This is a genomic window from Mycobacterium sp. 852002-51613_SCH5001154, assembly GCF_001667425.1.
Taxonomy (GTDB): domain Bacteria; phylum Actinomycetota; class Actinomycetes; order Mycobacteriales; family Mycobacteriaceae; genus Mycobacterium.
Genome location: NZ_LZII01000069.1, coordinates 1 through 26,498, shown reverse-complemented (window position 1 = coordinate 26,498; position 26,498 = coordinate 1). Strand labels below are relative to the sequence as shown.

The window sequence follows — 26,498 nt, the reverse complement described above, 5'->3', positions numbered from 1 at the left end:
CTGGTGAGCGTGGAGACCCAAGCCGACCTGGTGGTCGTGGGCGCCGGACCCGCCGGTTCGGCCGCCGCCGCGTGGGCCGCACGCGCGGGCAACGACGTCCTGGTCATCGACTCCGCCAGCTTTCCGCGGGACAAGCCGTGCGGTGACGGGCTGACCCCGCGCGCGGTCGCCGAGTGCGAGCGCCTCGGGCTGGGCGACTGGCTGGACACCCGCATCCGGCATCGCGGCCTGCGGATGAGCGGGTTCGGCGGCGAGGTGGAAGTCGACTGGCCCGGCCCGTCGTTTCCGTCGACCGGCAGCGCGGTGGCCCGGTTCGAGTTGGACGACCGGATCCGCAAGGTCGCCGAAGATTCCGGTGCGCGGATGATGCTGGGAACGAAAGCCGTTGCGGTGCATCATGACTCGTCGAGGCGAGTGGTGTCGCTGACGCTGGCCGACGGCACGGAGGTGGGTTGCCGCCAGTTGATCGTGGCCGACGGGGCCCGGTCTTCGCTGGGCCGCAAGCTAGGCCGGCGTTGGCACCAGGAGACGGTCTATGGCGTCGCGGCCCGCGGGTACCTGGCCACTTCGCGCGCCGACGACCCGTGGCTGACGTCGCATCTCGAACTGCGCTCCCCCGACGGCGCGGTGTTGCCCGGCTACGGCTGGATCTTCCCGCTGGGCAACGGTGAGGTGAACATCGGCATCGGGGCTTTGTCGACGTCGAAACGGCCGGCCGACCTGGCGCTGCGACCGCTGATCAACTACTACACCGACCTGCGCCGCGACGAGTGGGGCTTCGACGGGCCGCCGCGGGCCGTGTCGTCGGCGCTGCTGCCGATGGGCGGCGCCGTGTCCGGGGTGGCAGGCCCCAATTGGATGCTGATCGGCGACGCCGCGGCCTGCGTGAACCCGCTGAACGGCGAGGGCATCGACTACGGGATGGAGACCGGGCGGCTGGCCGCCGAGCTGCTGGACTGTCATGACCTGTCCCGGGTGTGGCCGTCGCTGTTGCAGGAGCACTACGGCCGGGGGTTCTCCGTCGCCAGACGGCTGGCGCTGTTGCTGACGTTCCAGCGGTTCCTGCCCACGACGGGGCCGATCGCGATGCGCTCCCCGAGGCTGATGACGATCGCCGTGCGGGTGATGGCCAACCTGGTCACCGACGACGACGCCGACTGGGTGGCGCGGGCCTGGCGGGGCGGCGGCCGGCTGTCGCGGCTGCTCGATCGCCGGGTGCCGTTCAGCTGAACGCCTTTGACGTGCGCAAACGGTGCTCCGACCAGATTGCGGCCATCGAGAATTTTCCGCACGGTTCCGGCGAGCGGTGTATAGTCCGGCTAATGAAGGGAACGAAGCTGGCTACTATCGGCGGCCTGGCCGCCGCCGCCATCGCGTTGGCCGCTCCGGCGCTGGCCTCCCCGCCGCCGCCCAACGACCAAGACGCGCCGTTCAAGAACACCGTCAACGGCTTCGGCATCTACCAGCCGCAGGACCAGCTGGCATGGCTGGGCAAGATCACGTGCGAACGGATCGGCAGGGGCGTGGACGGCGACCCGTACAAGTCCGCCACTTTCATCCAGCGGAACCTGCCGCGGGGCACCACCCAGGGCCAGGCGTTCCAATTCCTCGGCGCCGCGGTTGACCACTACTGCCCCGACCAGGTCGGCTTCGTCCAGAGCGCCGGTTCCCACTAGGTCGTTCTCAACGCAGGGGCTTGTACCCCGCGTGTAGGGCCACGATGCCGCCGGTCAGGTTGCGCCACCGCACCGCCGCCCATCCCGCACGTGAGATGTCGTGCGCCAGGCTCGCCTGGTCCGGCCACGCCCTGATCGATTCCGCGAGATAGACGTAGGCATCGGGGTTGCTGGACACCCCGCGCGCCACCCGCGGCAGCGCACGCATCAGATACTCCTTGTAGACAGTGGCAAAAACCCGGTTGGTGGGCGTGGAGAATTCGCACACCACCAACCTCCCACCCGGCCGGGCGACGCGCACCATCTCGCGCAGCGCGGCCTGGGGGTCCACGACATTTCGCAAACCGAAACTGATTGTGACAGCGTCGAATACGTCGTCGCCGAATGGCAGCCGCGTGGCGTCGGCGGCGATCTTGGGCACGTTGCGCGCGGCACCCGCTGCCAGCATGCCGACCGAGAAATCGGCCGCCACACACCACGCCCCCGATTTCCTCAGCTCGACGGTGGATACCGCGGTGCCCGCGGCCAGGTCCAACACCTTTTGGCCGGGCCCGATCGCCAGCGCCGACCGGGTGGCTTGCCGCCAGTAGCGGTCTTGTCCCAACGACAACACCGTGTTGGTCACGTCATAGCGGCGGGCGACGCCATCGAACATCGAAGCGACATCTCGGGGGTCCTTGTCCAACGCCGCGCGATTCACGATGAAGACGCTACCTGCCGGGAATTAGGTGGCGACATCGGCGTTGTACCGCTGCGTGACTGAAAAAGTTTGGTTTATCACCGGTACATCGCGGGGTTTCGGACGGGCATGGGCGATCGCGGCGCTGGAGCGCGGCGATAAGGTCGCCGCGACGGCGCGCAACACGGCGTCGCTGGAGGACTTGGCCGAGAAGTACGGCGACGCGCTGTTGCCGATCCGGTTGGACGTCACCGATCGGGACGCGGACTTCGCGGCGGTCAAGCAGGCGCACGACCACTTCGGGCGGCTGGACATCGTGGTCAACAACGCCGGCTACGGCCAGTTCGGGTTCGTCGAGGAGCTCTCCGAGCAAGAGGCACGCGAACAGATCGAGACGAACGTGTTTGGGGCGCTGTGGATCACCCAGGCCGCGTTGCCGTACCTGCGGGAGCAGCGCAGCGGCCACATCATCCAGGTTTCATCGATCGGGGGCATCACCGCGTTCCCGTTGCTCGGCGCCTACCACGCGTCGAAGTGGGCGCTGGAAGGGTTCTCGCAGGCGCTGGCCCTGGAGGTCGCCCCGTTCGGCGTGCACGTCACGTTGATCGAGCCGGGTGGCTTCGACACCGACTGGGCCGGAGATTCGGCCAAGCTGGCCGATCCGCTACCGGCGTACGACGACGTTCGCGCCGCCGTGCAGGCCGAGCGCAGCAAGCGCTGGGCCAGCCCGGGCAATCCGGAGGCATCCGCCACAGCGCTACTGAAGGTCGTCGACGCCGAAAAGCCGCCCCTGCGAGTGTTTTTCGGCGTATCGCCGCTGGAAACGGCCAAGGCCGACTACGAAAGCCGGCTGCGCACCTGGGAGGAATGGCAGCCCGTTGCGGAGCTGGCGCAGGGGTAGCTAGCGAGAACCGGGCTCGCCTCGATAACTATCGCGCGGTGCGGATGACAAAGGCATCGATGTTCTCGTCATAATCGACCGACTCATCCACGAGCAGCTCGCCCACCGGGTGGCCGTCCTCAGCGACGGCGATGAAGGTCGCTTCCTCCGGGTTGTAGGTCACCGATCCTTGCACGAACATCGCTGCAACCTCGTGCCCGTCGGCTCCGAAAACGACAAGCTTCAACCCTCCGGCGTCCTTGACGTATTCCGCCGCTTCAGCACGTGTCGTGATCATCGCATCGATTCCATTCCTGTTGCGGGTCAACTCTTTCGCCTCGCCACTTACCTGCAATCAGGGTATCGAATGGAATGACGGCGTCACACCGACGAACCCGCGCAACCATGACGAAAAATGGTCACCCTTCGACGTCGCCGGCGCTCCTACCTATGAGCGGGTCCACCCCGGGCTTGCCGGTCAACAAATCGCACGAGAAGGAAAGATCAAATGAGTATCAACGACAAGATCGCGCTGCGCCGACAGAGCATCCGCACACTGACCGCTGAAGAGCTGCGCATCGCCCACGGCGGCCGCGGCAACGGCACCGGCACGCGCACGGCGCACACCAAGACGAAGGCGTGAGCTGCTCGGCAAACAGGTCACAAATCGTCGGCACCGCCCCATAACCGTTGCATCGGTTATGGGGCGGTGGTCGTACGCGTGCTCCAGGTACCGACCCTTACCAAACAGGTAGGAAACCCTTCCCTTGCGGAAGCTGAAACTGGCTTTCACGGTAATTACGAAATCAACCAGCAACCCCGAGCATTTCAGTCATGACTTTCATGACCACGGTGCCGAAGAACCCCATTATCAGCGACACGGACCTCGCCCGCGCCGCGGCGACCGGCGATCGCGCCGCGCTGGCCGCGATCTACAACCGCTATGCAGGCCCACTGCACGCCTACTGCGTCGGCATGCTGCGTGACCGCCACGCGGCCTCGGACTGCGTGCAGGAGGTCTTCTGCATCGCGACGACAGAGTTGCCGAAGTTGCGTGATGCGGACAAGCTGAGGCCGTGGCTGTACGCCATCGCCCGTCGCCGCGCCCTGCGGACCCTGGCCGAACGTCGCCGTGAGGCCGCCTGTGACGAGCTGCCCGACGATGTGGCGACGGGTCCGGGGCCGTTTACGCTGACGGCCCAGAACGAGCTCCGCCAACTGATCGACCAGGCCGCCGGCGGATTGTCCGAGCGGGACCGGCAAGTGCTGAACCTTGCCTACCGCCACGGCGTGACAGGAACCGAGCTCGCGGAAGCGCTGGGCATCAGTTATGAGTCCACCAAGAAGCTCCTGCAGCGGCTGCGCGACACCGTCGAGCGCTCGCTGGGTGCGCTATTGGTGGCAAGGCGCGCCCCGCGGAACGGGTGCCCCCGGCTCGCCGCGGATCTGTCGGGCTGGGACGGAGAGTTCACCGTGCTGATGCGGAAGCGCATTGCCCGCCATATCGAGTCGTGCCCCACATGTGACGGATACCGTCGCAGTGCCCTCAATGCCGTCGCCATGCTCGGCGGCGGGGTGCTCGACAAGATCTCCTAGTCACCCTTGCGTACGGCGGTCTCGCAGCATGGAGCGGTTGACGGCGCCGAGCCGGATGGCCGCATTGGCCAGTCTTACCCGGCGATCTCCCTCGGTGCTGATGCCGAACTTGTCGTAGAGGTGTTGCAGATGTTGCTTGACGGCTGCTTCGGTGACGAACAGCTCCTGGGCCATCCGACGAACCGATGCAGGCTCGGGAAACGGGTCGTCGGATACGAAGGGGCGACACAAAACCTTGAGGACGTCGAGTTCGCGCTGGGTCATCCGAGGTGGCCGCAGGACGGACTTGCCGGTTTCGGTTTCTTGATCGCCCGGTGCTTCGTCAGCGCCCCTGGTCATCCAGAAGACCAACCGTGAACTGCCGAGCCGCAATTCGTCGCCAGACCGCAGAATCCGTTCCGCAGCGATCTTTTCTCCGTTGACAAAGGTGCCGTTGCGGCTACCCAGGTCCCGCACGGACCACGCTTGACCGAAGTTCTCCAAGACGGCGTGAACGCGAGACACGGTCGGGTCGTGCTCGAACGACACCGCGTTGGTCAAGGACTTGCCGAGGGTCATTCGTTCACCGCTCAGCGCGATCAGCTCCCGCCCTGACGGTTTCCACACCTCCAAATGCGAAGCCATGCTGACCCTCCTATCAGGCCAATTCTGCCCCTGCGACTCAGAGCTTGGCCGAGCCGTCGATGCAGCCCGTGACCAAGGCAACGCCCTTGCCCCGCCGATCCGGCACCAAACTTGGATGTTAAGGCCCAACACACGGCCGCGAGAAACATTCAGCCGAGCTGACGACAGCAAATCGTCGTCCGCGCGTGCCGGCCCCGGGCCGAACGCTAACTCAGCTGCCCTGCGCGTACCGCTTGGCGAACATCCGCCTGCGGGCAAACGGCGAGAGCACCGCCTCATAGTGGCCGAGCAGCTCATCACAGATGACCGGCCAGCTGCGGCCGAGCACGCTGCGCCGGGCGGCCAGCGCGTACCGGTGGCGTTCGTCGATCAAATGGGTGACGGCCGCGGGCAACCTCGCCTCGAATTCGCCGACGCCCAGTAACAGACCGGTGCGCCACGGCGTGACGAGATCGCGTGGGCCGCCGGCGTCGGGGGCGATCACCGGCAATCCCGACGCCAGCGCTTCCTGCACGACTTGGCAAAACGTTTCGTGCTCGCCGGGATGCACGAAGACGTCCATGCTGGCGTACGCCGTTGCGAGTTCGTCGCCGTACAACGCACCCGTGAAAACCGCTGTCGGCATTGCCTTTTGCAACTTACTCCGATCAACGCCGTCACCGACGATGACAAGTTGCACGTCGTCTCGGGCCGCCAGCGGGATCAGCCGCTCGACGTGCTTCTCGGGCGCCAACCGGCCCACGAAGCCGACGATCGGCTTGGCTTGCGGCGACCATCGTTGTCTGAGTGCCTCGTCACGCGCCGACGGGGCGAACCGCAGGACGTCGACCCCGCGTGCCCACTGGTGAACTCGCGGGAAGCGATGCGCCACAAGTGATTCCATCGTGACGCTGGACGGCGCTAAGGTTCGGTCGGCGAGGCTGTGCAGATGGCGGAACCAGGCCCACGCGGCCCGTGTCGTCATGGGAATGCCATAGCTCGCCGCGAAACCCGGTACGTCCGTTTGATACACGGCGACCGTCGGCACCCCCAGCCACCGGGCCGCCTTCACCCCGCCGTAACCCAGCAGCGCCGGAGAGGCCAAATGCACCACGTGCGGGTCGAATCCGCGTAACACGCTCACCATCCGGGGCATCGGCACACCGAGGGGCAGCGTGGTCACCTTGGGAAACATCCGCGACGGAACACGATGCACGCGGATCCCGTCGTAGACGCGATCGGCCGGGGCGGCACCGGGCGGGGTGTCCGGGGCGATGACGAGGGCTTCGTGACCGTTCCGGCGCAGGTGCTCGAGCACCCGGATCACCGAGTTGCTGACACCATTGACTTCCGGCAGGAACGATTCGGCGACGATGGCAACGCGCACAACACCACAGTTTCAGCACCGACTTTCGACAAGGTTGCCTACGGGCATACGTCGTGCGAAATCTGCTGGTCGGGAGCCCCAGCGCGACGATCCAGCATCTTGTCCAGCAGCGCCAGTCCTACCAGGAGGACCGTCGCCGCCAGCCAGCACACCACCGCGATCGACCCCGCCGGGATGATGGCCAGCCCGGCATTGCGGTGCTGCACGCGAACCAGATTCGGGTCGTTCTTGTTGTACTCGACGTAGATTCGCATGCCCGTGGCCAGATGCGACGGGTACAGGACGCCGAGCTCGGGACGGTAGGTGACCCGCTCGGGTGTGACGAATTCGATGGTCGAGCGGCGCGGCCCGGCACTGAGCACCTCGGCCTGCGCCACCCCCATATTGTGTTGGATCGCAAGGTCGTTGCGCCAGGCGCCCGCGACGAGCAGGGCCGATTGCAATGTCACCAAGCCGGCCACGATCAGCACCGCAATCCGGGCCCAGCGCAACGCAATCCTCGACGGGGTATTCGGCGGCTTCTCGCTGCGGCCGTGAATCAGTATGTGCAGCACCCTTTTCGGGTAGTTCACGAAACCCTCACAGGGCCGCCTTGATGGCCGCATGCAGCTGCCGCAGCGAGGACCGGTCGGCCTTGACCTCCAGCACCCGCATCCCGGCCGCGGGTTCGTCGAGGGCCGCGCTGAGCTGGTCCACCTCGATCTGGCGGCTCTCAACGTGATAGGCACGGCACAGCGCGCCCACATCGACGTCGTGCGGCGTTCCGAAGATTCGCGACGACACGTCGGAGAACCGCGGGTCGCCCTGCTCGAGCAGTTCGAAGATGCCGCCGCCGTTGTCGTTGGAGACCACGATGGTCAGCTTGCGCGGTGTCGGCTCGGTGGGGCCGATCAGCAGACCGGAGCTGTCGTGGACGAACGTCAGGTCGCCGATCAGCGCGACGGTGCGTCCCTCGTAGGCGAGCGCGGCCCCGATCGCGGTGGAAACGGTGCCGTCGATGCCGGCGACCCCGCGGTTGGAGCGGACCTGGATGTCGTGGGTGTCCAGGCCGACCAGCGCCGCGTCCCGGACCGGGTTGGACGCGCCGAGTACCAACTGGTCTCCGGGGCGCAGCGCGCCGGCCACCGCCGCGGCGACGTGCAGGCCGGTGGTGAGCGGGTGCGCCTCGAGTTGGCCGCGCACCGCTTCGATCGCGTGCCTGTTGACCTCCGCGCAGCGCTTCAGCCACGCCGGATTCGGCGTCCCGGTGGTCACCGCCCGCGTGCCTGTCGCCTGGGAGTTGCCCGAGACGTCGGGCCAGCGCGGCCCGGTGGTCAACGCGTACACCGGCACCTTCGGATCGGCCAGCAATGCCGAGACGGGCCGGTGCAGCGTCGGGCGGCCGAGCATGATCACCTGCTTGGGACGCAGCAGCGGCAAGGCCAGCGGGTGCAGGGGGTTGGCCGGGGCCGGTGCCGTCGGCTCGGCGACGGTCGGCAACTCCGCCAGGTTGGGGTGCGGGCCCGCGCCGTGTCCGGCGATGACGACGGTGTCGGGCGACAGGTCGATGTCCAGCGGCTGGTCGAACGTGACCGGCGGCGTGTACGTCCACGGCCGTCCGCCGGGCCGTCCCTGCGGGATCGCGGCGCCGTGCGGTTCGGGGTCCGGCACCAGAGGCTCGCGCAGCGGGATGTCGAACTGCACCGGGCCCGCGTTGGCCGTGCGAGATCCCGTGGCGGCTGTCAACACCCGGCAGGTGGCCGACCGCCAGGTGGCGTTGAGGGCGTCCAGCCGTTCGGGCGCGTCCTCGGCCAGGCCCAGGCTGATGGCAGCGCGGACCTGGGTGCCGAAGTACCCCAGCTGCTCCATGGTCTGGTTGGCCCCGGTGCCCAGCATTTCGTAGGGCCGGTTGGCCGACAGCACGATCAGCGGCACCCGCGCGTAGTTGGCCTCCACCACGGCCGGCCCGAGGTTGGCCACGGCGGTGCCCGACGTCATCGCAACGCACACCGGGGCACCGGCGGCGATTGCGAGGCCGATGGCCAGGTAGCCGGCGGTGCGCTCGTCGATGCGGACGTGCAGCCGGATCCGGCCAGAACTGTCCGCATCCTGCAGCGCGAACGCCAGCGGCGCGTTGCGCGACCCGGGGCACAGCACCACGTCGCGGACGCCGCCGCGGATCAGCTCGTCAACGACGACGCGCGCCTGTGTCGTCGAGGGGTTCACTCCTACAGCCTGTCACAACCAGCACATCGGGGGCGCCGAGCGCAGCTGGCGCCAGAACTAGTTGCTGGCGAAGAACTTCAGCGCGGCCTCGTTGACGGCGTCGGGGCGCTCGAAGAAGCCGAGGTGGCCGGCGTCGGGTATCTGCACGTAACGGCCGTTGGGCAGCGCGTCGGCGACCTCGCGCCCCAGGTAGGGCGGCGTCAACACGTCGTCGGAGAAGCCGATCACCAGCACCGGCGTCGCGATGCTGCGGTAGGCCGGCAACCGGTTGGTGTGCGGGGCGATGTCGAGCTGGCAACGCGTTCCCGGGGTGGCCTTAACGGGCCACATGCTGAACATGGCGATCCAGTCCGCGACCGCGACGTCGTCGTTGAGCGTCTTGTGCGAAAAGTTTTCCAGCAGGCGGATTTTCGCCTCGTACGAGCTCGGCACCTGGACACCGGCGTCGGCCAGCTCGGCCTCGGCGTCGCGGAAGAACTCGCGGGTTTTATCCATGCGGCCCCGGGTGCCCATCAACACCGCGGAGCTGACGAGCTCGGGCCGCGCGAGCATGAGTTCCTGGGCGATGAACGCACCCATCGACATCCCCACGATGCGGGCCGGCGCGGCATCCAGTCCTTCGATCAGCGCCGCCGTGTCGGCCACCATGGTCTGCGTCGTGAAACCCTGCGCGTTCTCCGTGGCGCCGATGCCCCGATTGTCGAAGGTGATGACGCGGTAGCCGGCCGCCAGGAACGCGGGGACCTGATACGGCTGCCAGGTCCGGCCGGCCCCGCCGTGGCCGCTGATGAACACCACCGGCTCACCGGAGCCGCGGTCGTCGTAAGCCAGGTTGATCACTCGGACGACGGTACAAGGAGTGCGTGGCAGGCCCTGACCCGGTCGATCCACCATTGCCGCCGCTCCGCGGGCGCGGCGAGGTCCCGCAGCCGGGCCGGGTCGGGGGTAACCGGCCCGACCGCCAGGGTGCCGTCGACGGGGGCGGCAACGTCGGCCACGTCCGCTACGAACAGCCCGCCGGTGCCGAGCCCGCACGCGTGGCGCAGCACCGGGAGGGCCGCCGCGGCGGCCAGGCCATGACTGATGCCGACCGCCGAGTCGATCGCGCTGGAGACCACGACCGGGATGTCGATCTGCGCGGCGATCGCAAGCATGGCCGCAACGCCGCCCAGCGGGGCGACTTTCAGCACCGCGATGTCGGCGGCGCCGGCGCGGACCACGGCGAGCGGGTCGTCCGCCTTGCGGATGCTTTCGTCGGCGGCGATCGGCACGTCGATCCGCGCGCGCAGGGCGGCGAGTTCGTCGACGGTCGCGCATGGTTGTTCGAGGTATTCCAGCGGGCCGTCGGCGGTCAGCGCGGTGGCTGCCCGCACCGCCTGCTCAACGGTCCAGCCGCCGTTGGCGTCCACCCGCACGGTCGGCACGAGTTCGCGCACGGCGTTGACCCGCTCGACGTCGTCGGCCAGCGTCTGGCCCGGCTCGGCGACCTTCACCTTGGCCGTGCGGGCGCCCGGGAACCGGGCCAGCACCTCGCCCACCCGGGCGGCGTCGACGGCCGGGACGGTGGCGTTGATCGGGATGCGGTCCCGCCGCGGCTGCGGCGGCGGGCGGTAGGCGGCCTCGATGCCCGCGGCCAGCCAGTGCGCGGCCTCGGGCGGCGCGTACTCCAGGAAGGCGCCGAACTCCCCCCAGCCCGCGGGGCCCTCGATGAGCGCGACCTCCCGGGTCGTGATGCCGCGGAACCGCACCCGCATCGGCAACGCGACCACCTGCAGGCGGTCCAAAAGGTCGTCGAGCGTGGGTGTCACGGGCCGTAGACCTGGCGGCCCGCCAGGAACGTCGCGCGCACCTCCAGGTCGGCGATCTCCTCGGGCGGCACGGTCCGCGGGTCGGCCGACAGCACCACCAGGTCGGCGTACTTGCCCACCTCCAGCGAGCCGACCACGTCGTCGGCGAACAACTGCCACGCCGCGTCGATGGTCTGCGCGCGGATGGCCTGCTCGACGGTCAACCGCTCCTCGGGCGCCAGCACCCGGCCGCTGGGCGCCGTCCGAGTGACCGCGACGCTGATGTTGCGCAACGGCTCCTCGGGCGTGACCGGGGGGTCGTTGTGCAACGAGATGCGCATGCCGGTGGCGACCGCGGAACCGGCTGGCATCCAACGGGATCCGCGTTCGGGGCCGAACAGGCCGTCGACGATGATGTCGCCCCAGTAGTGGATCTGGTCGACGAAGATGCTGCAGGTGACCCCGAGGTTGGCGGCGCGCTGCAGCTGCTCGGGCCGGATGGCGCCGACGTGCTCGAGCCGCAGCCGGTGGTCGTCGCGCGGGTGGCGCTTCAGCGCCTCCTCGTAGACATCGAGGATGGTGTCCACTCCGGCATCGCCCTGCACGTGGCAGGCCATCGGCCAGCCCAGCGGGAAGTAGGCGCCGACGATTTCGCTGAGCTGCTCGCGGGTGTAGTTGGCGTGGCCGCAGGAGCCGGGCGGCACCCCGATGGTGCGGGTGGCGTCGGTATCCAGGTACGGGAAGGACAGGGCGATGTTGCCGACCCACGGGGAGCCGTCTACCCAGATCTTGATGCCGACCTGGCGCAGCATGTCGTCGCCCTGGCCGGGTGTGGCGTCGGTGCGCATCTGCGGATTGGAGATCTCGTAGGTGCGCAGCCGGACCGTCAGCTGGTCGCGGAGCCGCTCGACCACCGGCCCGAACGCCGGGTCGAAGGCCATCTCGGAGCAGGTGGTCAGGCCGGCGCGGTTGAGCCGCGCGCATTCGGCGAGCAGCATCGCCGGATAGTCGCCGGGCGCGATGGCCCCGGCCAGCAGCGGGAACACCGCGCCGGTCTCCTCGGCCGTGCCGTCCAGCTCGCCGTGCGCGTCGCGGCCGAACCGGGCGCCCTTGGGATCGGGGGCGTCGCGGGTCAGGCCGGCGCGCCGTGCGGCGGGCGAATTGAAATAGGCCTTGTGCCCGGAGTTGTGGATGATGATCAACGGCCCGTTCGGCGCAATCTCGTCCAGCCAGGCCAGCGTCGGCTGGGGCAACCCGGACTGCAGCAGCGGGTCCCAGCCGTTCAGGTAGGCGCCGGCCGCTCCCCTGGCGGCGACCTCACGGCGGACGGCGCCGACGACGTCGTCGGCTTCTCGTATGGTGACCGGCCGGATGTCGACGATGCGGTCCGACAGCGCCAAGGCCTCCATCAGCGGATGGCCGTGCGCCTCAACGAATCCCGGCATGACGCAGCCTTCGCCGAAGTCGATGGTCCGCGTCTCGGGGCCGGTCAGCATGGCCACATCGGAGCGGCTGCCGACGGCGACGATGCGCCCGTCGGCCACGGCGAGCGCCTCGGCGGTGGGCCGCGCGTCGTCGACGGTCAGGATGGTTCCGGTAACGACCAGATCTGCCTGCGCCATGTGCAGGGATGCTAGTGCTCCGAGGGGGTGGCTGACCGGAATTGCAACACGTTCTAGTCTTGCCCCATGAGTGACGATCTGCTGCGCCATCCCATTCATTCCGGACACCTGACAGTCGGTGCGCTCAAGCGCAACAAGAACAAGCCGGTGTTGCATCTCGGCGACACCACGCTGACCGGTGGACAGCTCGCCGAGCGCATCAGCCAATACATCCAGGCTTTCGAGGCGCTCGGTGCGGGCACCGGCGCGACCGTCGGGCTGCTGTCGCTGAACCGGCCCGAGGTGCTGATGATCATCGGCGCCGGCCAGACCCAGGGCTACCGGCGCGTGGCCCTGCACCCGCTGGGTTCCCTGGACGACCACGCCTACGTGCTGGGCGACGCCGGCGTGACGTCGCTGATCATCGATCCCAACCCGATGTTCGTCGAGCGGGCGCTGGGCCTGCTGGAGAAGGTGCCCGGCCTCAAGCAGGTGCTGACCATCGGCCCGGTCCCCGAAGCGCTGGCCGATTCCGCGGTGGACCTGGTGGCCGAGGCCGCGAAGTATCCGCCGCAGCCGTTGGTGGCGGCCGACCTTCCGCCCGATCACATCGGCGGAATGGCATACACCGGTGGCACCACCGGCAAGCCCAAGGGTGTGCTGGGCACCGCGCAGTCGATCACCACGATGACCACGATTCAGCTCGCGGAGTGGGAGTGGCCGGAGAACCCGCGCTTCCTGATGTGCACGCCGCTGTCGCATGCCGGTGCGGCGTTCTTCGTGCCGACGATCATCAAGGGCGGCGAGCTGGTCGTGCTGACCAAGTTCGATCCGGCCGAGGTGCTGCGGGTGATCGAGGAGCAGAAGATCACCGCGACCATGCTGGTGCCGTCGATGATCTACGCGCTGATGGACCACCCGGATTCGCACACCCGCGACCTGTCGTCGCTGGAGACGGTCTATTACGGCGCCTCGGCGATGAACCCGGTGCGGCTGGCCGAGGCCATCCGCCGCTTCGGGCCGATCTTCGCCCAGTACTACGGGCAATCCGAAGCGCCGATGGTCATCTCCTACCTGGCCAAGAAGGACCACGACGAAAAGCGGCTCACCTCCTGCGGGCGGCCCACGCTGTTCGCCCGCACCGCACTGCTGGACGCCGACGGCAACCCGGTGCCGCAGGGCGAGGTCGGTGAGATCTGCGTGTCCGGGCCACTGCTGAGCGGCGGGTACTGGAACCTGCCGGAGGAGACGGCCAAGACGTTCAAGGACGGCTGGCTGCACACCGGTGACATGGCCCGCGAGGACGAGGACGGCTTCTGGTTCATCGTGGACCGGGTCAAGGACATGATCGTCACCGGCGGATTCAACGTGTTCCCCCGGGAAGTGGAGGACGTCGTCGCCGAGCACCCGGCGGTCGCGCAGGTGTGCGTAATCGGCACGCCGGACGAGAAGTGGGGCGAAGCCGTCACCGCGGTGATCGTGCTGCGACCCGACCATCCCTCCGACGAGGAGTCGGTGGCGCGGGTGACCGTCGAGATCCAGTCCGCCGTCAAGGAGCGCAAGGGGTCGGTGCAGTCGCCCAAGCAGGTGATCGTCGTCGAGTCGGTGCCGGTGACCGCGCTGGGCAAGCCGGACAAGAAGGCCGTGCGCGCCCAGTTCTGGGAGGGCGCCGGCCGCGCCGTCGGCTGAGTTTGTGTCGCCGAGCGTCACGCCAGCGTGGCGCTCACCGGGCGCCGTCACTCCAGCGTGACGTTGGGCGCAAAAATCCGGCTAGCTTGTCGCGATGCCGGCCGCCAGCAGGTCGAGCATGCGGCCCGTCTGCTCGGGCGAGCCGCTGGCCAGGAAGATGCCAATCAGGCTGGACACCACATCGTCGGCCTGCACGTCGGGGCGCAGGCTGCCGTCCTCGACGCCCGCACGCAACAGCAGGTCGACGGCGCCGACGATGCTGTCACGAGTCTGGCCGGCCTGCATGGCGCCGGAGGCGAAGATCGCCTGCAGCGACTCGGCCATGCCACGCTTGGCGGCCACGAATGACGCGTAGCGGTCCATCCAGCGGCGCAGCGCGGCCTTGGGCGGATGCCGCTTGAGTAGCCGGTCGGCCGTTGCGGCCACTTCGGCGAGCTCGGCGCGATAGACCGCCTCGACGAGCGCCTCCCGATTCGGAAAGTGGCGGTAGAGCGTGCCGATCCCGACGCCGGCCTCGCGCGCGATGGCCTCGAGCGACACGGATCGCCCTTGGCCGGCGGTGAACGCCGCCGTCGCCACCTCGAGCAGCCGCTCACGATTACGGCGCGCGTCCGATCGGATCTCGACCAAAGCGGAGGTTCCTCCGTTTCTGCTAGGCTCGAACAAGCGGAGGACCCTCCGCATTTCTCCAGTGTGGCACGAGGGAGCACCATGACGGACAAACCACAACCCGGCGGGCGGGGCAACATTGGCGCGTCGGCAGTCGCCCGCATCGGCTACGGCGCGATGCAGCTGTTCGAGGCCCCGTCTGCCGAGGATGCGGCCGCGGTGCTGCGCCGCGCGGTCGACCTCGGCGTCAACCACATCGACACCGCGTCGTTCTACGGCCCCGGCGAAGTGAACCGCCGGATCCGGGCGGCGCTGGCCCCCTACCCGGACGACCTCGTCATCGTCAGCAAGGTCGGTGCGCGCTTCACCGGCGAACAACCGATCCCCCTGGCCGCCGCACAAAAGCCCGAGCAGCTGCGCGCCGCGGTCGAGGACGACCTGCGCCAGCTCGGTCTGGACTGCGTTCCGGTGGTCAACCTGCGGCGCATGGACCTGGGGCCCGGCGTGGCCGCCGAGGGCGACCAGGTCGTCGACGTCGACGACCAGCTCGCCGAGATGATCGCGCTGCGCGACGAGGGCAAGATCGGCGCGATCGGCATCAGCGCCGTGCCGCTCGAGGTGGTGCGGCGGGCGTTGCCCGCGGGGATTGCCTGCGTGCAGAACGCCTACAGCCTGCTCGACCGCTCACAGGAAGCCACGCTGGACCTGTGCGCGGCCGAGGGCGTCGCCTGGGTGCCTTACTTCCCGCTGGGCTCGTCGTTTCCGGGCTTCCCGAAGGTCGCCGACCATCCTGCGGTGGCCGAGATCGCCGGTGCGCTCGGCGTCACGGGCGCCCAGGTCGGCTTGGCGTGGCTGCTGGCGCACGCGCCGAACACATTGCTGATCCCGGGCACGCGATCCGTCGGGCACCTCGAGGAAAACCTTGCCGCGGCCGACGTCGCCCTCGATGCCGAAGCACTGGAAACGCTGGACGCCGTTGGTACAACCGAACCCCAGCCCCATGGCGCGGAGCCCTTTGAGAGGTAACGTCGCTGCCTATGGGAAGCGGCAAACCGATCAAGCCGCCGTGGTGGTTGAAGCCGGCCAACAAGGTCTTCATCCAGATGTCGCGGCTGGGAATGAGTTTCGGCGGCGAGAGCCCAGTGGTGCTGACGGTGACCGGCCGCAAGTCCGGCGCGGACCGCTCAACCCCGGTGACCCCCATGACCGTCGACGGCCGGCAGTACGTCGTCGCCGGGTTCCCGGGCGCCGACTGGGTGGCCAACGTTCGGGCCGCCGGTGAGGCCACGATCGCGCGCGGCCGTCACGCCCAGAGGGTACGGATGGCCGAGCTGTCCGCCGACGACGCGCGGCCGATCCTGCGACTCTTCCCCACCGAGGTGCCGACGGGCGTCGGCTTCATGAAGCGGGCGGGGCTCGTCACCGAAGGGCGCCCCGACGAGTTCGAAGCCCTCGCCGGCCGCTGCGCAGTGTTCCGCCTGGACCCGGTATAGGAGTTCGAAACCCTTGACTGACAATCCCTTTGACGCCCAGGCCTGGCGGCCCGTGGCCGGGTTCGACGACCTGACCGACATCACCTACCACCGCCACGTCACCGACGCGACCGTGCGGGTGGCGTTCGACCGGCCCGAGGTGCGCAACGCCTTTCGGCCGCACACCGTCGACGAGCTCTACCGGGTGCTCGACCACGCGCGGATGTCCCCCGACGTGGGCGTGGTGCTGCTGACCGGCAACGGTCCGTCGCCCAAAGACGGCGGCTGGGCGTTCTGCTCCGGCGGCGATCAGCGGATCCGGGGGCGCAGCGGTTACCAGTACGCGAGCGGCGACACCGCCGAGACCGTCGACCCCGCCCGCGCCGGCAGGCTGCACATCCTCGAGGTGCAGCGGCTGATCCGATTCATGCCCAAGGTGGTCATCTGCCTGGTCAACGGCTGGGCGGCCGGCGGCGGGCACAGCCTGCACGTGGTCTGCGATCTCACCCTGGCCAGCCGCGAGCACGCCCGCTTCAAGCAGACCGACGCCGACGTCGGCAGCTTCGACGGCGGCTATGGCAGTGCATATCTGGCGCGTCAGGTGGGCCAGAAGTTCGCCCGCGAGATCTTCTTCCTCGGCCGCGCGTACACCGCCGAGCAGATGCACCACATGGGCGCGGTCAACGCGGTCATCGACCACGCCGACCTGGAGAAGGCGGCAATCGAGTGGGCCGCCGAGATCAACGCCAAATCGCCTCAGGCGCAACGGATGCTCAAGTTCGCCTTCAACCTGCTCGACGACGGACTGGTGGGCCAGCAGCTGTTCGCGGGAGAGGCCACCCGGCTGGCCTACATGACCGACGAGGCCGTCGAGGGCCGCGACGCCTTCCTGGAGAAGCGACCGCCGGACTGGAGCCGGTTCCCGCGCTACTTCTAGCCGGGTCCGACGCTCGGCGGCCCACGTCACGCTGGCGTGACGCTCGGCGGCCCACGTCACGCTAGCGTGACGTTCGGCGGCACGGGGCGCGCCCCTAGACTCCCCACGTGAGCAAGAGTCCCCTGCGCCGGATCACCGATCAGCTGGTCCTGGCCACCATGCGCCCCCCGATGGCCCCGCAGGTGCTGATCAACCGGCCCGCCATCAAGCCGGTCGACCTCAACGGCAAGCGCATCCTGCTGACCGGCGCGTCGTCGGGCATCGGCGAGGCCGCGGCCGAACTGCTGGCCCGCCAGGGCGCGACGGTGGCCGTCGTCGCCCGTCGACAGGAACTGCTCGACGCGCTCGCGGAACGGATCACCACGGCGGGCGGCACCGCGCTGTCCCTGCCGTGCGACGTCTCCGACATGGACGCCGTCGACGCGTTGGTCGCCGACGTCGAGAAGCGGCTCGGCGGGGTCGACATCCTGATCAACAACGCCGGCCGGTCCATCCGCCGGCCGCTGGCGGAGTCGCTGGAGCGCTGGCACGACGTCGAGCGGACGATCGCGCTCAACTACTACTCGCCGCTGCGGCTGATCCGCGGGCTGGCGCCCGGCATGCTCGAACGCGGCGACGGCCACATCATCAACGTCTCAACATGGGGGGTGCTGTCGGAGGCGTCGCCGCTGTTCGCGGTCTACAACGCATCGAAGGCGGCGCTGTCGGCGGTAAGCCGCGTCGTGGAGACCGAGTGGGGGCGCAAGGGTGTGCATTCGACGACGCTGTACTACCCGCTGGTGGCCACGCCGATGATCGCGCCGACGAAGGCGTACGAGGGCATGCCCGCGCTCACGTCAGAAGAGGCCGCCGAATGGATGCTGACCGCCGCCCGCACCCGGCCGGTGCGGATCGCGCCGCGGATGGCGATCGCCGCGAAGGCGATCGACACGTTCGGTCCCCGGCTGGTGAACACGCTCATGCAGCGGCAGCGGATCCAACCCAACCGCGAAAACGGCAGCTGAACCGCCCCATGTGATAGACACGACGCTATGGAGATCCTGGCCAGCCGGATGCTGTTCCGGCCGGCGGACTATCAGCAGTCGTTGACGTTTTACCGAGACCAGATCGGGCTCGCGATAGCCCGTGAATACGGCGCGGGCACAGTCTTTTTCGCCGGCCAGTCGTTGCTGGAGCTGGCGGGCTACGGCTCCCCGAACCATTCCCGGGGCCCGTTCCCCGGCGCGCTGTGGCTTCAGGTTCGCGACATCGAAGCGACCCAGGCCGAGCTGCAAAGCCGGGGCGTGCCGATCGCGCGCGAGGCGCGCCAAGAACCGTGGGGCCTATACGAAATGCACGTGACGGACCCGGACGGGATCACGCTGATCTTCGTTCAAATCCCGCCCGACCACCCGCTGCGCCGCGACACCCGGGGTAAACCGCAGGGGAATTCCGGTTAACTGAGAGGTAACATCTGGCGACGACTCTCAATACACCCGCGATTCAGGTCTTCCTGCATTCGACAATGGAATCCCCCTACCACCAGAATCGGGCGCTGTGAACATCCAGTTGTTCCTCTTGAGTATTGTCGTAATCACGGCACTGGCTTTCGATTTCACGAACGGCTTCCACGACACCGGCAACGCGATGGCGACCTCCATCGCCAGCGGCGCGCTCAAGCCCAAGGCGGCGGTCGCACTGTCCGCGGTGCTGAACCTGGTAGGCGCGTTCATGTCCACCGCCGTCGCCGCCACGATCGCCAAGGGCTTGATCGACGGGCACATCGTGACGCTGGAGCTGGTATTCGCCGGCTTGGTCGGCGGCATCGTGTGGAACCTGCTGACGTGGCTCTTCGGTATCCCCTCGAGTTCCTCGCACGCCTTGATCGGCGGCATCGTCGGCGCCACGATCGCCGCCGTCGGCGGGCACGGGGTGCTGTGGAAAGGCCTGGTATCCCACGTACTCATCCCGGCTGTGGTGGCCGCGATCCTGGCCATCGCCGTCGGGGCGATCGCGACCTGGCTGGTGTACCGGATCACCCGCGGCATCCCGGTCAAGCGCACCGAGGCCGGGTTCCGGTACGGCCAGTGGGGCTCGGCGTCGCTGGTTTCGCTGGCGCACGGGACCGGCGACGCGCAGAAGACGATGGGCATCATCTTCCTGGCGCTGATGTCCTACGGCTCGATCAGCAGAAACGCCGCGATGCCGCCCCTATGGGTCATCGTCGCTTGCGCGTTGTCCATGGCGGCGGGCACCTACCTGGGCGGCTGGCGGATCATCCGCACGCTGGGCAAGGGGCTGGTGGAGATCCAGTCGCCCCAGGGCATGGCGGCCGAGTCGTCCTCGGCCGCAGTGATTTTGCTGTCCACCCACTTCGGCTATGCGCTGTCGACCACCCAGGTCTGCACCGGTTCGGTGCTGGGCAGCGGACTCGGCAAGCCCGGCGGCGAGGTCCGCTGGGGCGTCGCCGGCCGCATGGGCGTCGCCTGGCTGGTGACGCTTCCGTTGGCCGGGCTGGTCGGCGCGGTCACCTACTGGATCGTGCACTACATCGGCGGCTACCCCGGCGCGATCGTCGGCTTCGCGCTGCTGGTCGCGGTTTCGGCCACCATCTACATCCGGTCGCGCAAGGTCAAGGTCGACCACAACAACGTCAACGCCGAATGGAAGGGCGACCTGACCGCCGGGCTCGAAGCCGCGGACGGCCACGAACCGCCCTCCGACGGTGGCCCCATGGCGGGCGCCACCCCCCGGTACGACTCCGACGACCCCACAATGAAGGCGAACGCTTGATGAGTCACTTCAGCGACTGGTTCAACTACCAGGCCTCCCTCAAGATCCTGCTCTTCGCCATGCTGGCCGGAGCCGCGTTGCCGGGGTTGTTCGCCCTGGGGCTCCGATTCCACGCAGTGGGTGCGGGGCAGGTAAGCACCGATGGCAGCTCGGCACAGAAAAACCCGCTGCTGCTGGCCCTCGCATGGGCGATCTATGCGGTGGTCCTGCTGGCGATCGCCTTCGCTCTGGCGTACATCTCCCGGGATTTCATCGCCCATCACACCGGCGTCGCCTTCCTTGGAGCCAAACCCAAGTAGCATCGAGCGATGCCCACCGCGTCAACGAGCCGGACACCGGGGGGAGTTGGACCAGCGTGAACGGATTTCTCAATTCAATCGTCTCGTGGCTGCGCGCGGGATACCCGGAAGGCGTCCCGCCGACGGACACCTTCCCGGTGCTGGCGCTGCTGGCCCGCCGGATGTCCAACGACGAGGTCAAAGAGGTGGCCTGCGAGCTGATCCGGCGCGGCGAGTTCGATGACGTCGACATCGGGGTGCTGATCACGCAGATCACCGACGAGCTGCCCACCCCCGACGACGTCGAGCGGGTGCGGGTCCGGCTGGGTGCGCAGGGCTGGCCGTTCGATGACGCGGACCAGGTCGAGGACCCCGCATAGCCGTACTGCGCGCCCAGACCGTCCTGCCGGGCTCCGCCGTCTCGTCGCTGCTGCCCGCCCTGGAACGGGTGCTGGATGGCCGCGACTCCGCCCTGGTCGCCCTGGCCCCCGGCTCGGATGCGCTGGCGGCGGCCCTGCGGGTGGGGGAAGAGATCGACGACGACGTGGCCCTGGTGGTGACGACGTCGGGAACCACGGGTGCGCCCAAGGGCGCCCTGCTGACCGCGGCCGCGCTGACGGCCAGCGCCGCGGCCACCCACGACCGCCTCGGCGGGCCGGGCAGCTGGCTGCTGGCGTTGCCGCCGTACCACATCGCCGGGCTGCAGGTGCTGGTGCGCAGCGCGCTCGCGGGCTCGGCGCCCGTCGAGCTGGACGTCACAAATCCCTCCAAGGGCTTCGATGTGGCCGAATTGCCCGGCGCGATAAGGCGATTGGGACCCGGCCGGCGCTACACGTCGCTGGTCGCTGCGCAGATGGCCAAGGCGCTGACCGATCCGGCGGCCGCGGGCGCGCTCGCCGAACTCGATGCCGTCTTGCTCGGGGGTGGACCGGCCCCGGCGGGCGTGCTCGACGCCGCGGCGGCCGCCGGCATCACCGCGGTTCGCACCTACGGCATGAGTGAGACCGCCGGTGGCTGCGTCTACGACGGCGTACCGCTGCGCGGCGTATTGGTCCGGGTGGACGACGGGCGCATCGCCCTCGGGGGCGCGACCCTGGCCAAGGGCTACCGCAATCCGGTGGACCCCGACCTGTTCGCCGAGCCGGGCTGGTTCCGCACCGACGATCTCGGCGCTATCGACGAGGCGGGCGTGCTGACCGTGCTGGCCCGCGCCGACGACGCGATCAGCACGGGCGGCTTGACCGTGTTGCCGCAGCTGGTCGAGGCGGCGCTGGGCACCCACCCCGCCGTGGCGGACTGCGCAGTTTTCGGCGTGGCCGACGACCGGCTGGGCCAGCGGGTGGTGGCCGCGGTCGTGCTGGCCGAGGGTTGCTCGGCGCCGACGCTGGACGCGCTGCGCGCCCATGTGACGGGCGCCCTGGACCCCACCGCCGCCCCGCGCGAGTTGCACGTGGTCGACGCGCTGCCGCGGCGCGGCATCGGCAAGGTCGACCGGGCGGCGCTGGGGCGCCGGTTCGGCCGATCAATAGGCTGATCGACCGTGAGAGTGGCACGTCGGGAGTCAGCGGCCGTCGCGGTCGGGGTGGTGCTGGTCGGGGCGGCGTTCATCCTGCCGCGCCTGCACTGGGGCGTGCGGCCGCGGACCGATGTTGGGCAGGAGCGGTTCGGCACGCACGCCGGAGCCGCGCCGATTTTCGGTGCCTGGGAAATCCACGCCAGTTGGGGTACCGGGCCTGCCATCGCCCTCGCGATTGCCGCGGTGGCGTGGGGACCGATTCTGGCGCAACGCGTTTCGTGGCGGATCCTCACGCTGGGCACGTGGGCCACCGCCTGCGCCTGGGCCTTCGCGCTGGCGATGATCGACGGGTGGCAACGCGGCTTCGCCGGCCGGCTGACCACCCGGGACGAGTACCTGTCCCAGGTGGGAAGCATCGCCGACATTCCGGCTACGTTGCGCACGTTCGCGGGCCGGATCGTCGACTACCAACCGAACTCCTGGACCACCCACGTCTCCGGGCACCCACCCGGCGCGCTGCTGACCTTCGTCTGGCTGGACCGGATCGGCCTGCACGGGGGCGCGTGGGCCGGGCTGCTGTGCCTGCTCGTCGGCTCCAGCGCGACGGCCGCGGTGCTGATCGCCGTTCGCGCGCTGGCCGACGAGCAGACCGCGCGACGTGCCGCGCCGTTCGTGGCCGTGGCGCCAACCGCAATCTGGGTCGCGGTCTCCGCCGACGGTTACTTCGCCGGGGTCGCGGCATGGGGCATCGCGCTGTTGGCCGTGGCGGTGCACCGACCGGTCCGGTTCCCCGCGTGGGTGGGCGCCGCCGCGGGCCTGCTGCTGGGCTGGGGCGTGTTCTGTAACTACGGCCTGATGTTGATGGGGCTCCCGGCCCTGGCGGTGCTGGTATCGGCCGCCGACTGGCGCGCCGTGCTGCGGGCGCTCGGCCCGGCGACGCTGGCCGCGGTGGCGGTGGCGGTCGCCTTCGCGGTGGCGGGGTTCTACTGGTTCGAAGGCTATACCCTTGTGCAGCAACGCTATTGGCAGGGCATCGCTAAAGACCGCCCGTTTGCGTACTGGAGCTGGGCCAACCTGGCGTCGGTGGTGTGTGCGATCGGGTTGGGCAGCGTCGCCGGCATCAGCCGGCTGTTCGACCCGGTGGCCATCCGCCGCCGTTCCGGGTTCCACCTGCTGCTGCTGGCGGCGCTCGCCGCGATCGCCTGCGCGGACCTGAGCATGCTCAGCAAGGCCGAGGTCGAGCGCATCTGGCTGCCCTTCACCATCTGGCTCACCGCGGCACCCGCGCTGTTGCCCGTCCGGTCGCACCGAGTGTGGCTGGCGCTCAACATCGCCGGCGCCCTGGCGCTCAATACCCTCATCGTCACGAACTGGTAGGCGCGGGCTACAGGCCGGCCGCGCGGGTCACCGTCGCGAAGCGACTGGCGGGCCCGCACGCCTCGCGCACCGCCGCCACGTCGTCGACGACGTCGAAGTCGGCCAGTCGGGGCGCTGCATAGGGCTCAATTCCCAAGTCGTGCAACGCCCGATACGTCAGCAGTCCGGTATCGGGCTGCGACATCGGGACGGTGCGCAGGCATTCGGCCGTTTCGGGGCTCCGCAAACCGAGCACCCACCAGCCGCCGTCGACGGCCGGCCCGAGCACGGCCGGCGCCTCCTGCAGGCGTTGCGCGCAGTCGATCAACATGTCGGCGGTCACCTGCGGGGTGTCCATCCCGATCTGCACCACCGGATAGCCGTCCGCCGCGTCGGCATGGGCGTTGGCGAGGCGATCGGCGAAGTCGTTGCCGCGCTGGGGAATCACCGTGAAGGACTCCAGCCGTTGCCGGATCTCGTCGGCGGCGGCTGCGGCGCTCAGGTCGCCGGTCATGGCCACCACCCGGTTCGCCACCGGCGCGGCGGCCACCGCGTCCAGCGTGTCCAGCAGTGCGGCGGCGGCGATTTCGGCGGCGACGAGGTCCCCGACCGTCGCGGCGAGCCGGGTCTTGGCCCGGCCGGGCTCGGGCGCCTTCGCGACCACCAGCAGCGTCACCGCCACGACAGTCACGAGATCACCTTCCAGAAGTCGACGATCGCGGTGATGCTCCCCCGCAGCGAACCGCTGACCTTCGACTGGCCGCCGGTGCGGGGCCCGTAGCTGACGTCGAGTTCGACCACGCGCCAGCCGGCGGCCGCGGCCCGGACCAGCAGCTCCAGCGGGTAACCCGAACGCCGGTCGGCGACACCGAGATTCAGCAGCGCCTCACGCCGGGTCACCCGCATCGGCGCGATGTCGTGCACCGGCAATCCGTGGCGGGTGCGCAGCCGCCAGCTCATCACCACGGTGCCGACCCGGGCCACCCACGGCCAATGCAGCCCGGCTACCGGCCGGCGCCGTCCGATCACCAGATCGGCACCCTGCTCGAGCGCGGCGACCAGCCGCGGCAGCTCCCCGGCGTCCATCGAGCCGTCGGCGTCGATCACCGCCACGATCGGCGTCCTCGCGGCCACCACGCCCGCGTGCACCGCCGAGCCGTACCCGGCCCGCGGCTCGAGCACGACCTCGGCACCGTGCCGCCGCGCGACCCCGGCGGTGTCGTCGGTGCTGTTGTTGTCGACGACCAGCGCCCGGTATCCGGCGGGGATGGCCGCCAGCACCGCGGGCAGCGACTCCTCCTCGTTGAGGCAGGGCAGGACCACCGTGACGGCGTCGGGCATGGACGCCTCAGAACCCGCGATGGGTGCGTGGCTGCTGCGGGGCGAGCGTTTGCGGGGTCTGCGTGTGCGGCGCCACCGTCGTTTCGTGCGTGCTGGGCGGCGGCGCGGCGGTTGTCGGCGTTTGCGTCGAGGTGAACGGCTCCTTAGAGCTCGTCGGCGGGGTGGTCGTGGTCACGGGCGGTGTCGTTGTCGTCGGCGTCGTCGTGGTTGGCGTTGTGGTGGACGGCTCCGTCGTGGTGGACGTCGTCGTGGTCGGTGTCGTGGTCGTCGGCGTCGTGGTCGTGGTAGTGATCGTCGTCGTGGTCGTCGGCGTCGTGAACGTCGGCGGGGTGTATGGGGGCGGCGGATACACCGGGACCGGAACGATGATCGGGACCGGAACGGGCACAGCGGGATTCGGGTTAGGTACGAAGCCGGGCGACACCGGCGCGGCGGGGACGGCCGGCCCACCGCCGCCCTGTGCCGGAATAAGACCGTTGGCATCCGGGATGACGCCGCCCTGGAAACCCGCGTTGGGCTGATCAACCGGGGGCGGTGGCACCGGCGCCTGCTGCTGGGTCGGCAACAACGGCATGAACTTGCCCGGGGCGACGTTCTGGTGTCCCACCACCGGCTGTTGGCTCGCGGTGGGACGGACCGCAATGGCCACCGCGGCGGCCAGCGACGCGAAACCGATGACCGCGAAGGCGATCACGGCGTTGCCCACCACCAGGGATCGGCGGCTCAGCCGGGAGGGGATGGCCGTGGTCTCGTCGACGTCGTCGAAGTCGTCGTATTGGGGGCCGTACTCGTCGCCGGCGAACGGCTCGGCATCGTCGGTCATCGAGTACGCCAGCTGTGGTTCCTCCACATCTGCCGGAGGCACGACCGTCGTCTCGTCCCCGGTGAGCCCGGGCGCCATGGCGGTCTCATCCCCGGTGAGCCCGGGCGCCATGGCGGTCTCGTCCCCGGTGAGTCCCACGGCCGGCGCCATCGCGGTGGCATCCCCGGCCGACAACGCCGTCTGCGCCGCGGCGGCCATCGCCGCGCCGCGGGCGATCGCGAAGGCGGGGTCGTCGGCGACCTGCACCCGCATGGTCGACGCATCGCGGATCTGGTCGGCGACCTGAGCCAGCTCGGGCGAAGCGCCCACCAGGTACACGTCGCCCGGGGCGTCCGGCCTGGCGCCGAGTTGGGCCATCATCGTGTTGAACGTCGCGGTCGCGTCGCTGCCGGCGACCGCCTCCCTGGCCAGCACGGTCGGCGGTGCGTTCTGGTCATCGGCAGAACCCGGCACGGACAGCGTCGCCGTCGCGTCGTCCAGCACCAGCGCGGCGGCGCCGGGGCGCCCGGCCGCGCGCATCAGCGCGGCCACCGCCTGCGAGTCGGAGAGCAACGCGACGTTGGAAACGCCGGAATCTTCCAGTGCCTGCCGCAGCTGGCCGGCCCGCGGATCGTCGCTCCAGCACACCCGGGTGCTGACCAGCCGGTGGTTCTCGTCCGCCAGGAGCCGATTGGTGCCCACCACCGTCTCGGTGAGTTTGCCGACCGGGTTCTCCGCCAGGTCGACGACGGATTGGTCGATCACGTCCGCGCCCGGCCCGACAAGCGCCAAGCGGGCAACCGGGCCCGTGACCGCGACCCCCAACACGACGTCCATCCCGGTTCTCCTTCGGCTGGCTACCCCACGACCAGCAATGTCCCGGCATCATTACACTTGCGATACCGTTGGCAGTATCCGTTATTCGGGCGACAACGTTTGCCCATAGCGCAGCGTAACCAGCTTCTCGAACGACAGGACGGTCGCGGGGGAATCTGCGAGGGCGTCCGAACGGAGAATATGTTCGCAAGCGAGCAGTCCGGCCGCCTCGGCAGGGTGTTCACCCGCCGCGCAACCGAACCTGCGCCACGATTGACGGTCCTTGAATTCCGGGGGGCATGGTGATCCAGAGCAGTGACGACGCGCCCACCGGCCCCATCGATCCCGGACAGGCGCAGCAAACCGCTCGCATCATCCGGCCGGGCGCCGGCCCCCCCCCCCCCGCGGGCCGCGCCCCCCCCCCCCCCGCCCCCCCGGGCCCCCCGCGCCCCCGCCGCCGGCCGGCGGGGGGGGGGGGGGGGGGGGGGGGTGGGGT

General features: G+C 69.5%; 30 protein-coding genes. 17 read left to right on the top strand and 13 right to left on the bottom strand.

Features of this window, described 5'->3' with window-relative positions; translation table 11 throughout:
- Window positions 1-3 precede the first annotated feature (3 nt).
- Window positions 4-1,230 (top strand): menaquinone reductase, encoded by a 1,227-nt coding sequence (gene menJ / locus A5750_RS18845; protein WP_156659710.1) that lies wholly within the window; start codon window positions 4-6, stop codon window positions 1,228-1,230.
- Window positions 1,231-1,322: 92 nt separating this feature from the next.
- Window positions 1,323-1,676 carry a DUF732 domain-containing protein gene (locus tag A5750_RS18840; protein ID WP_066956686.1) on the top strand — a complete coding sequence of 118 codons (354 nt, stop codon included), beginning with the start codon at window positions 1,323-1,325 and terminating at the stop codon, window positions 1,674-1,676.
- A 7-nt stretch (window positions 1,677-1,683) separates the two neighbouring features.
- Here the strand turns inward: A5750_RS18840 and A5750_RS18835 are convergent, their stop codons facing one another.
- On the bottom strand, window positions 1,684-2,376 hold the full coding sequence (locus A5750_RS18835; RefSeq protein WP_066956551.1) for a demethylmenaquinone methyltransferase: 693 nt from the start codon (window positions 2,374-2,376) through the stop codon (window positions 1,684-1,686).
- A 55-nt stretch (window positions 2,377-2,431) separates the two neighbouring features.
- Here A5750_RS18835 and A5750_RS18830 point away from each other — a divergent pair, with 55 nt between their 5' ends.
- Entirely contained in the window at window positions 2,432-3,256 is an 825-nt protein-coding gene (locus A5750_RS18830) for an SDR family oxidoreductase (RefSeq protein WP_067264868.1), read from the top strand.
- A gap of 28 nt (window positions 3,257-3,284) precedes the next feature.
- On the opposite strand, the gene A5750_RS18825 is transcribed toward A5750_RS18830, so the two are convergent.
- Window positions 3,285-3,533 carry a hypothetical protein gene (locus A5750_RS18825; protein ID WP_066956545.1) on the bottom strand — a complete coding sequence of 83 codons (249 nt, stop codon included), beginning with the start codon at window positions 3,531-3,533 and terminating at the stop codon, window positions 3,285-3,287.
- On the opposite strand from A5750_RS18825, the gene A5750_RS25925 reads away from it, so the two are divergent.
- The 3 genes from A5750_RS25925 to A5750_RS18820 all read left to right on the top strand — a co-directional run bounded on the left by A5750_RS25925 (window position 3,526) and on the right by A5750_RS18820 (window position 4,831).
- Entirely contained in the window at window positions 3,526-3,747 is a 222-nt protein-coding gene (locus A5750_RS25925) for a hypothetical protein (RefSeq protein ID WP_156659708.1), read from the top strand. The genes A5750_RS18825 and A5750_RS25925 overlap by 8 nt on opposite strands.
- Window positions 3,744-3,878 carry a hypothetical protein gene (locus tag A5750_RS26540; protein ID WP_255396765.1) on the top strand — a complete coding sequence of 45 codons (135 nt, stop codon included), beginning with the start codon at window positions 3,744-3,746 and terminating at the stop codon, window positions 3,876-3,878. The genes A5750_RS25925 and A5750_RS26540 overlap by 4 nt, the downstream gene beginning before the upstream one ends.
- A gap of 191 nt (window positions 3,879-4,069) precedes the next feature.
- Window positions 4,070-4,831, top strand: coding sequence for an RNA polymerase sigma factor (locus tag A5750_RS18820; RefSeq protein WP_066956543.1), 762 nt, complete (start codon window positions 4,070-4,072; stop codon window positions 4,829-4,831).
- Here A5750_RS18820 and A5750_RS18815 read toward each other — a convergent pair whose 3' ends face one another.
- From A5750_RS18815 to A5750_RS18785, 7 genes are all read right to left on the bottom strand, one after another.
- Complete coding sequence (locus tag A5750_RS18815; RefSeq protein WP_066956540.1) at window positions 4,832-5,455, bottom strand: FHA domain-containing protein; 624 nt, start codon at window positions 5,453-5,455, stop codon at window positions 4,832-4,834. It abuts the gene before it with no gap.
- Window positions 5,456-5,666: 211 nt separating this feature from the next.
- Entirely contained in the window at window positions 5,667-6,821 is a 1,155-nt protein-coding gene (locus A5750_RS18810) for a glycosyltransferase family 1 protein (protein ID WP_067264863.1), read from the bottom strand.
- A gap of 38 nt (window positions 6,822-6,859) precedes the next feature.
- Complete coding sequence (locus A5750_RS18805; RefSeq protein ID WP_067264860.1) at window positions 6,860-7,426, bottom strand: DUF3592 domain-containing protein; 567 nt, start codon at window positions 7,424-7,426, stop codon at window positions 6,860-6,862.
- Complete coding sequence (gene menD, locus A5750_RS18800; RefSeq protein WP_067264851.1) at window positions 7,401-9,026, bottom strand: 2-succinyl-5-enolpyruvyl-6-hydroxy-3-cyclohexene-1-carboxylic-acid synthase; 1,626 nt, start codon at window positions 9,024-9,026, stop codon at window positions 7,401-7,403. The genes A5750_RS18805 and menD overlap by 26 nt, the downstream gene beginning before the upstream one ends.
- Before the next feature lie 57 nt (window positions 9,027-9,083).
- On the bottom strand, window positions 9,084-9,866 hold the full coding sequence (locus A5750_RS18795; protein ID WP_067264849.1) for an alpha/beta fold hydrolase: 783 nt from the start codon (window positions 9,864-9,866) through the stop codon (window positions 9,084-9,086).
- Entirely contained in the window at window positions 9,863-10,780 is a 918-nt protein-coding gene (locus A5750_RS18790) for an o-succinylbenzoate synthase (protein ID WP_231989252.1), read from the bottom strand. Before A5750_RS18790 ends, A5750_RS18795 begins: the two co-directional genes overlap by 4 nt.
- A 50-nt stretch (window positions 10,781-10,830) precedes the next feature.
- Window positions 10,831-12,435, bottom strand: coding sequence for an amidohydrolase (locus tag A5750_RS18785; protein WP_066956521.1), 1,605 nt, complete (start codon window positions 12,433-12,435; stop codon window positions 10,831-10,833).
- A 66-nt stretch (window positions 12,436-12,501) separates the two neighbouring features.
- Between A5750_RS18785 and fadD8 the strand changes: the two genes are divergently transcribed.
- Complete coding sequence (gene fadD8 / locus A5750_RS18780) at window positions 12,502-14,103, top strand: fatty-acid--CoA ligase FadD8 (RefSeq protein ID WP_066956518.1); 1,602 nt, start codon at window positions 12,502-12,504, stop codon at window positions 14,101-14,103.
- A gap of 81 nt (window positions 14,104-14,184) precedes the next feature.
- Here the strand turns inward: fadD8 and A5750_RS18775 are convergent, their stop codons facing one another.
- Window positions 14,185-14,733, bottom strand: coding sequence for a TetR/AcrR family transcriptional regulator (locus A5750_RS18775; protein ID WP_066956515.1), 549 nt, complete (start codon window positions 14,731-14,733; stop codon window positions 14,185-14,187).
- Between the two features lie 81 nt (window positions 14,734-14,814).
- On the opposite strand from A5750_RS18775, the gene A5750_RS18770 reads away from it, so the two are divergent.
- The 10 genes from A5750_RS18770 (at window position 14,815) to A5750_RS18725 (ending at window position 23,064) form a co-directional block, all read left to right on the top strand.
- Window positions 14,815-15,738, top strand: a complete 924-nt coding sequence (locus A5750_RS18770; protein WP_066956513.1) for an aldo/keto reductase — start codon at window positions 14,815-14,817, stop codon at window positions 15,736-15,738.
- An 11-nt stretch (window positions 15,739-15,749) separates the two neighbouring features.
- Window positions 15,750-16,205 (top strand): nitroreductase family deazaflavin-dependent oxidoreductase, encoded by a 456-nt coding sequence (locus A5750_RS18765; protein WP_066956509.1) that lies wholly within the window; start codon window positions 15,750-15,752, stop codon window positions 16,203-16,205.
- 13 nt (window positions 16,206-16,218) lie between these two features.
- Complete coding sequence (locus A5750_RS18760) at window positions 16,219-17,121, top strand: 1,4-dihydroxy-2-naphthoyl-CoA synthase (protein ID WP_066956506.1); 903 nt, start codon at window positions 16,219-16,221, stop codon at window positions 17,119-17,121.
- A 107-nt stretch (window positions 17,122-17,228) separates the two neighbouring features.
- Window positions 17,229-18,125: an SDR family oxidoreductase gene (locus A5750_RS18755; protein ID WP_066956504.1), complete on the top strand. Its 897-nt coding sequence runs from the start codon at window positions 17,229-17,231 to the stop codon at window positions 18,123-18,125.
- Between the two features lie 27 nt (window positions 18,126-18,152).
- Complete coding sequence (locus A5750_RS18750) at window positions 18,153-18,560, top strand: VOC family protein (RefSeq protein WP_066956501.1); 408 nt, start codon at window positions 18,153-18,155, stop codon at window positions 18,558-18,560.
- 97 nt (window positions 18,561-18,657) lie between these two features.
- Entirely contained in the window at window positions 18,658-19,893 is a 1,236-nt protein-coding gene (locus A5750_RS18745) for an inorganic phosphate transporter (RefSeq protein ID WP_066956498.1), read from the top strand.
- On the top strand, window positions 19,893-20,192 hold the full coding sequence (locus A5750_RS18740; RefSeq protein ID WP_066956495.1) for a hypothetical protein: 300 nt from the start codon (window positions 19,893-19,895) through the stop codon (window positions 20,190-20,192). Before A5750_RS18745 ends, A5750_RS18740 begins: the two co-directional genes overlap by 1 nt.
- Window positions 20,193-20,248: 56 nt before the next feature.
- Window positions 20,249-20,551, top strand: a complete 303-nt coding sequence (locus A5750_RS18735; protein ID WP_066956493.1) for a DUF3349 domain-containing protein — start codon at window positions 20,249-20,251, stop codon at window positions 20,549-20,551.
- 68 nt (window positions 20,552-20,619) lie between these two features.
- Window positions 20,620-21,705: an o-succinylbenzoate--CoA ligase gene (gene menE / locus A5750_RS18730; protein WP_067264843.1), complete on the top strand. Its 1,086-nt coding sequence runs from the start codon at window positions 20,620-20,622 to the stop codon at window positions 21,703-21,705.
- Between the two features lie 6 nt (window positions 21,706-21,711).
- Window positions 21,712-23,064, top strand: coding sequence for a hypothetical protein (locus tag A5750_RS18725; protein WP_067264842.1), 1,353 nt, complete (start codon window positions 21,712-21,714; stop codon window positions 23,062-23,064).
- A gap of 7 nt (window positions 23,065-23,071) precedes the next feature.
- On the opposite strand, the gene A5750_RS18720 is transcribed toward A5750_RS18725, so the two are convergent.
- The 3 genes from A5750_RS18720 to A5750_RS25920 are packed head-to-tail and all read right to left on the bottom strand — an operon-like array spanning window position 23,072 to window position 26,023.
- Window positions 23,072-23,734 carry a DUF2064 domain-containing protein gene (locus A5750_RS18720; protein WP_067264841.1) on the bottom strand — a complete coding sequence of 221 codons (663 nt, stop codon included), beginning with the start codon at window positions 23,732-23,734 and terminating at the stop codon, window positions 23,072-23,074.
- Complete coding sequence (locus tag A5750_RS18715; protein WP_067264839.1) at window positions 23,731-24,384, bottom strand: glycosyltransferase family 2 protein; 654 nt, start codon at window positions 24,382-24,384, stop codon at window positions 23,731-23,733. The genes A5750_RS18720 and A5750_RS18715 overlap by 4 nt, the downstream gene beginning before the upstream one ends.
- A gap of 7 nt (window positions 24,385-24,391) precedes the next feature.
- Window positions 24,392-26,023 (bottom strand): hypothetical protein, encoded by a 1,632-nt coding sequence (locus A5750_RS25920; RefSeq protein ID WP_067264834.1) that lies wholly within the window; start codon window positions 26,021-26,023, stop codon window positions 24,392-24,394.
- Between the last annotated feature and the right edge of the window lie 475 nt (window positions 26,024-26,498).

Excerpts from the sequence above, each read along its gene's own strand:
- A5750_RS18840 (WP_066956686.1), top strand. The coding sequence starts at position 1,323 with ATGAAGGGAACGAAGCTGGCTACTATCGGCGGCCTGGCCGCCGCCGCC.
- A5750_RS18825 (WP_066956545.1), bottom strand. The coding sequence starts at position 3,533 with ATGATCACGACACGTGCTGAAGCGGCGGAATACGTCAAGGACGCCGGA.
- A5750_RS26540 (WP_255396765.1), top strand. The coding sequence starts at position 3,744 with ATGAGTATCAACGACAAGATCGCGCTGCGCCGACAGAGCATCCGCACA.
- A5750_RS18820 (WP_066956543.1), top strand. The coding sequence starts at position 4,070 with ATGACTTTCATGACCACGGTGCCGAAGAACCCCATTATCAGCGACACG.
- A5750_RS18815 (WP_066956540.1), bottom strand. The coding sequence starts at position 5,455 with ATGGCTTCGCATTTGGAGGTGTGGAAACCGTCAGGGCGGGAGCTGATC.
- A5750_RS18805 (WP_067264860.1), bottom strand. The coding sequence starts at position 7,426 with ATGCGGCCATCAAGGCGGCCCTGTGAGGGTTTCGTGAACTACCCGAAA.
- A5750_RS18790 (WP_231989252.1), bottom strand. The coding sequence starts at position 10,780 with ATGCGGGTGCGGTTCCGCGGCATCACGACCCGGGAGGTCGCGCTCATC.
- A5750_RS18785 (WP_066956521.1), bottom strand. The coding sequence starts at position 12,435 with ATGGCGCAGGCAGATCTGGTCGTTACCGGAACCATCCTGACCGTCGAC.
- fadD8 (WP_066956518.1), top strand. The coding sequence starts at position 12,502 with ATGAGTGACGATCTGCTGCGCCATCCCATTCATTCCGGACACCTGACA.
- A5750_RS18770 (WP_066956513.1), top strand. The coding sequence starts at position 14,815 with ATGACGGACAAACCACAACCCGGCGGGCGGGGCAACATTGGCGCGTCG.
- A5750_RS18765 (WP_066956509.1), top strand. The coding sequence starts at position 15,750 with ATGGGAAGCGGCAAACCGATCAAGCCGCCGTGGTGGTTGAAGCCGGCC.
- A5750_RS18750 (WP_066956501.1), top strand. The coding sequence starts at position 18,153 with ATGGAGATCCTGGCCAGCCGGATGCTGTTCCGGCCGGCGGACTATCAG.
- A5750_RS18740 (WP_066956495.1), top strand. The coding sequence starts at position 19,893 with ATGAGTCACTTCAGCGACTGGTTCAACTACCAGGCCTCCCTCAAGATC.
- A5750_RS18715 (WP_067264839.1), bottom strand. The coding sequence starts at position 24,384 with ATGCCCGACGCCGTCACGGTGGTCCTGCCCTGCCTCAACGAGGAGGAG.
- A5750_RS25920 (WP_067264834.1), bottom strand. The coding sequence starts at position 26,023 with ATGGACGTCGTGTTGGGGGTCGCGGTCACGGGCCCGGTTGCCCGCTTG.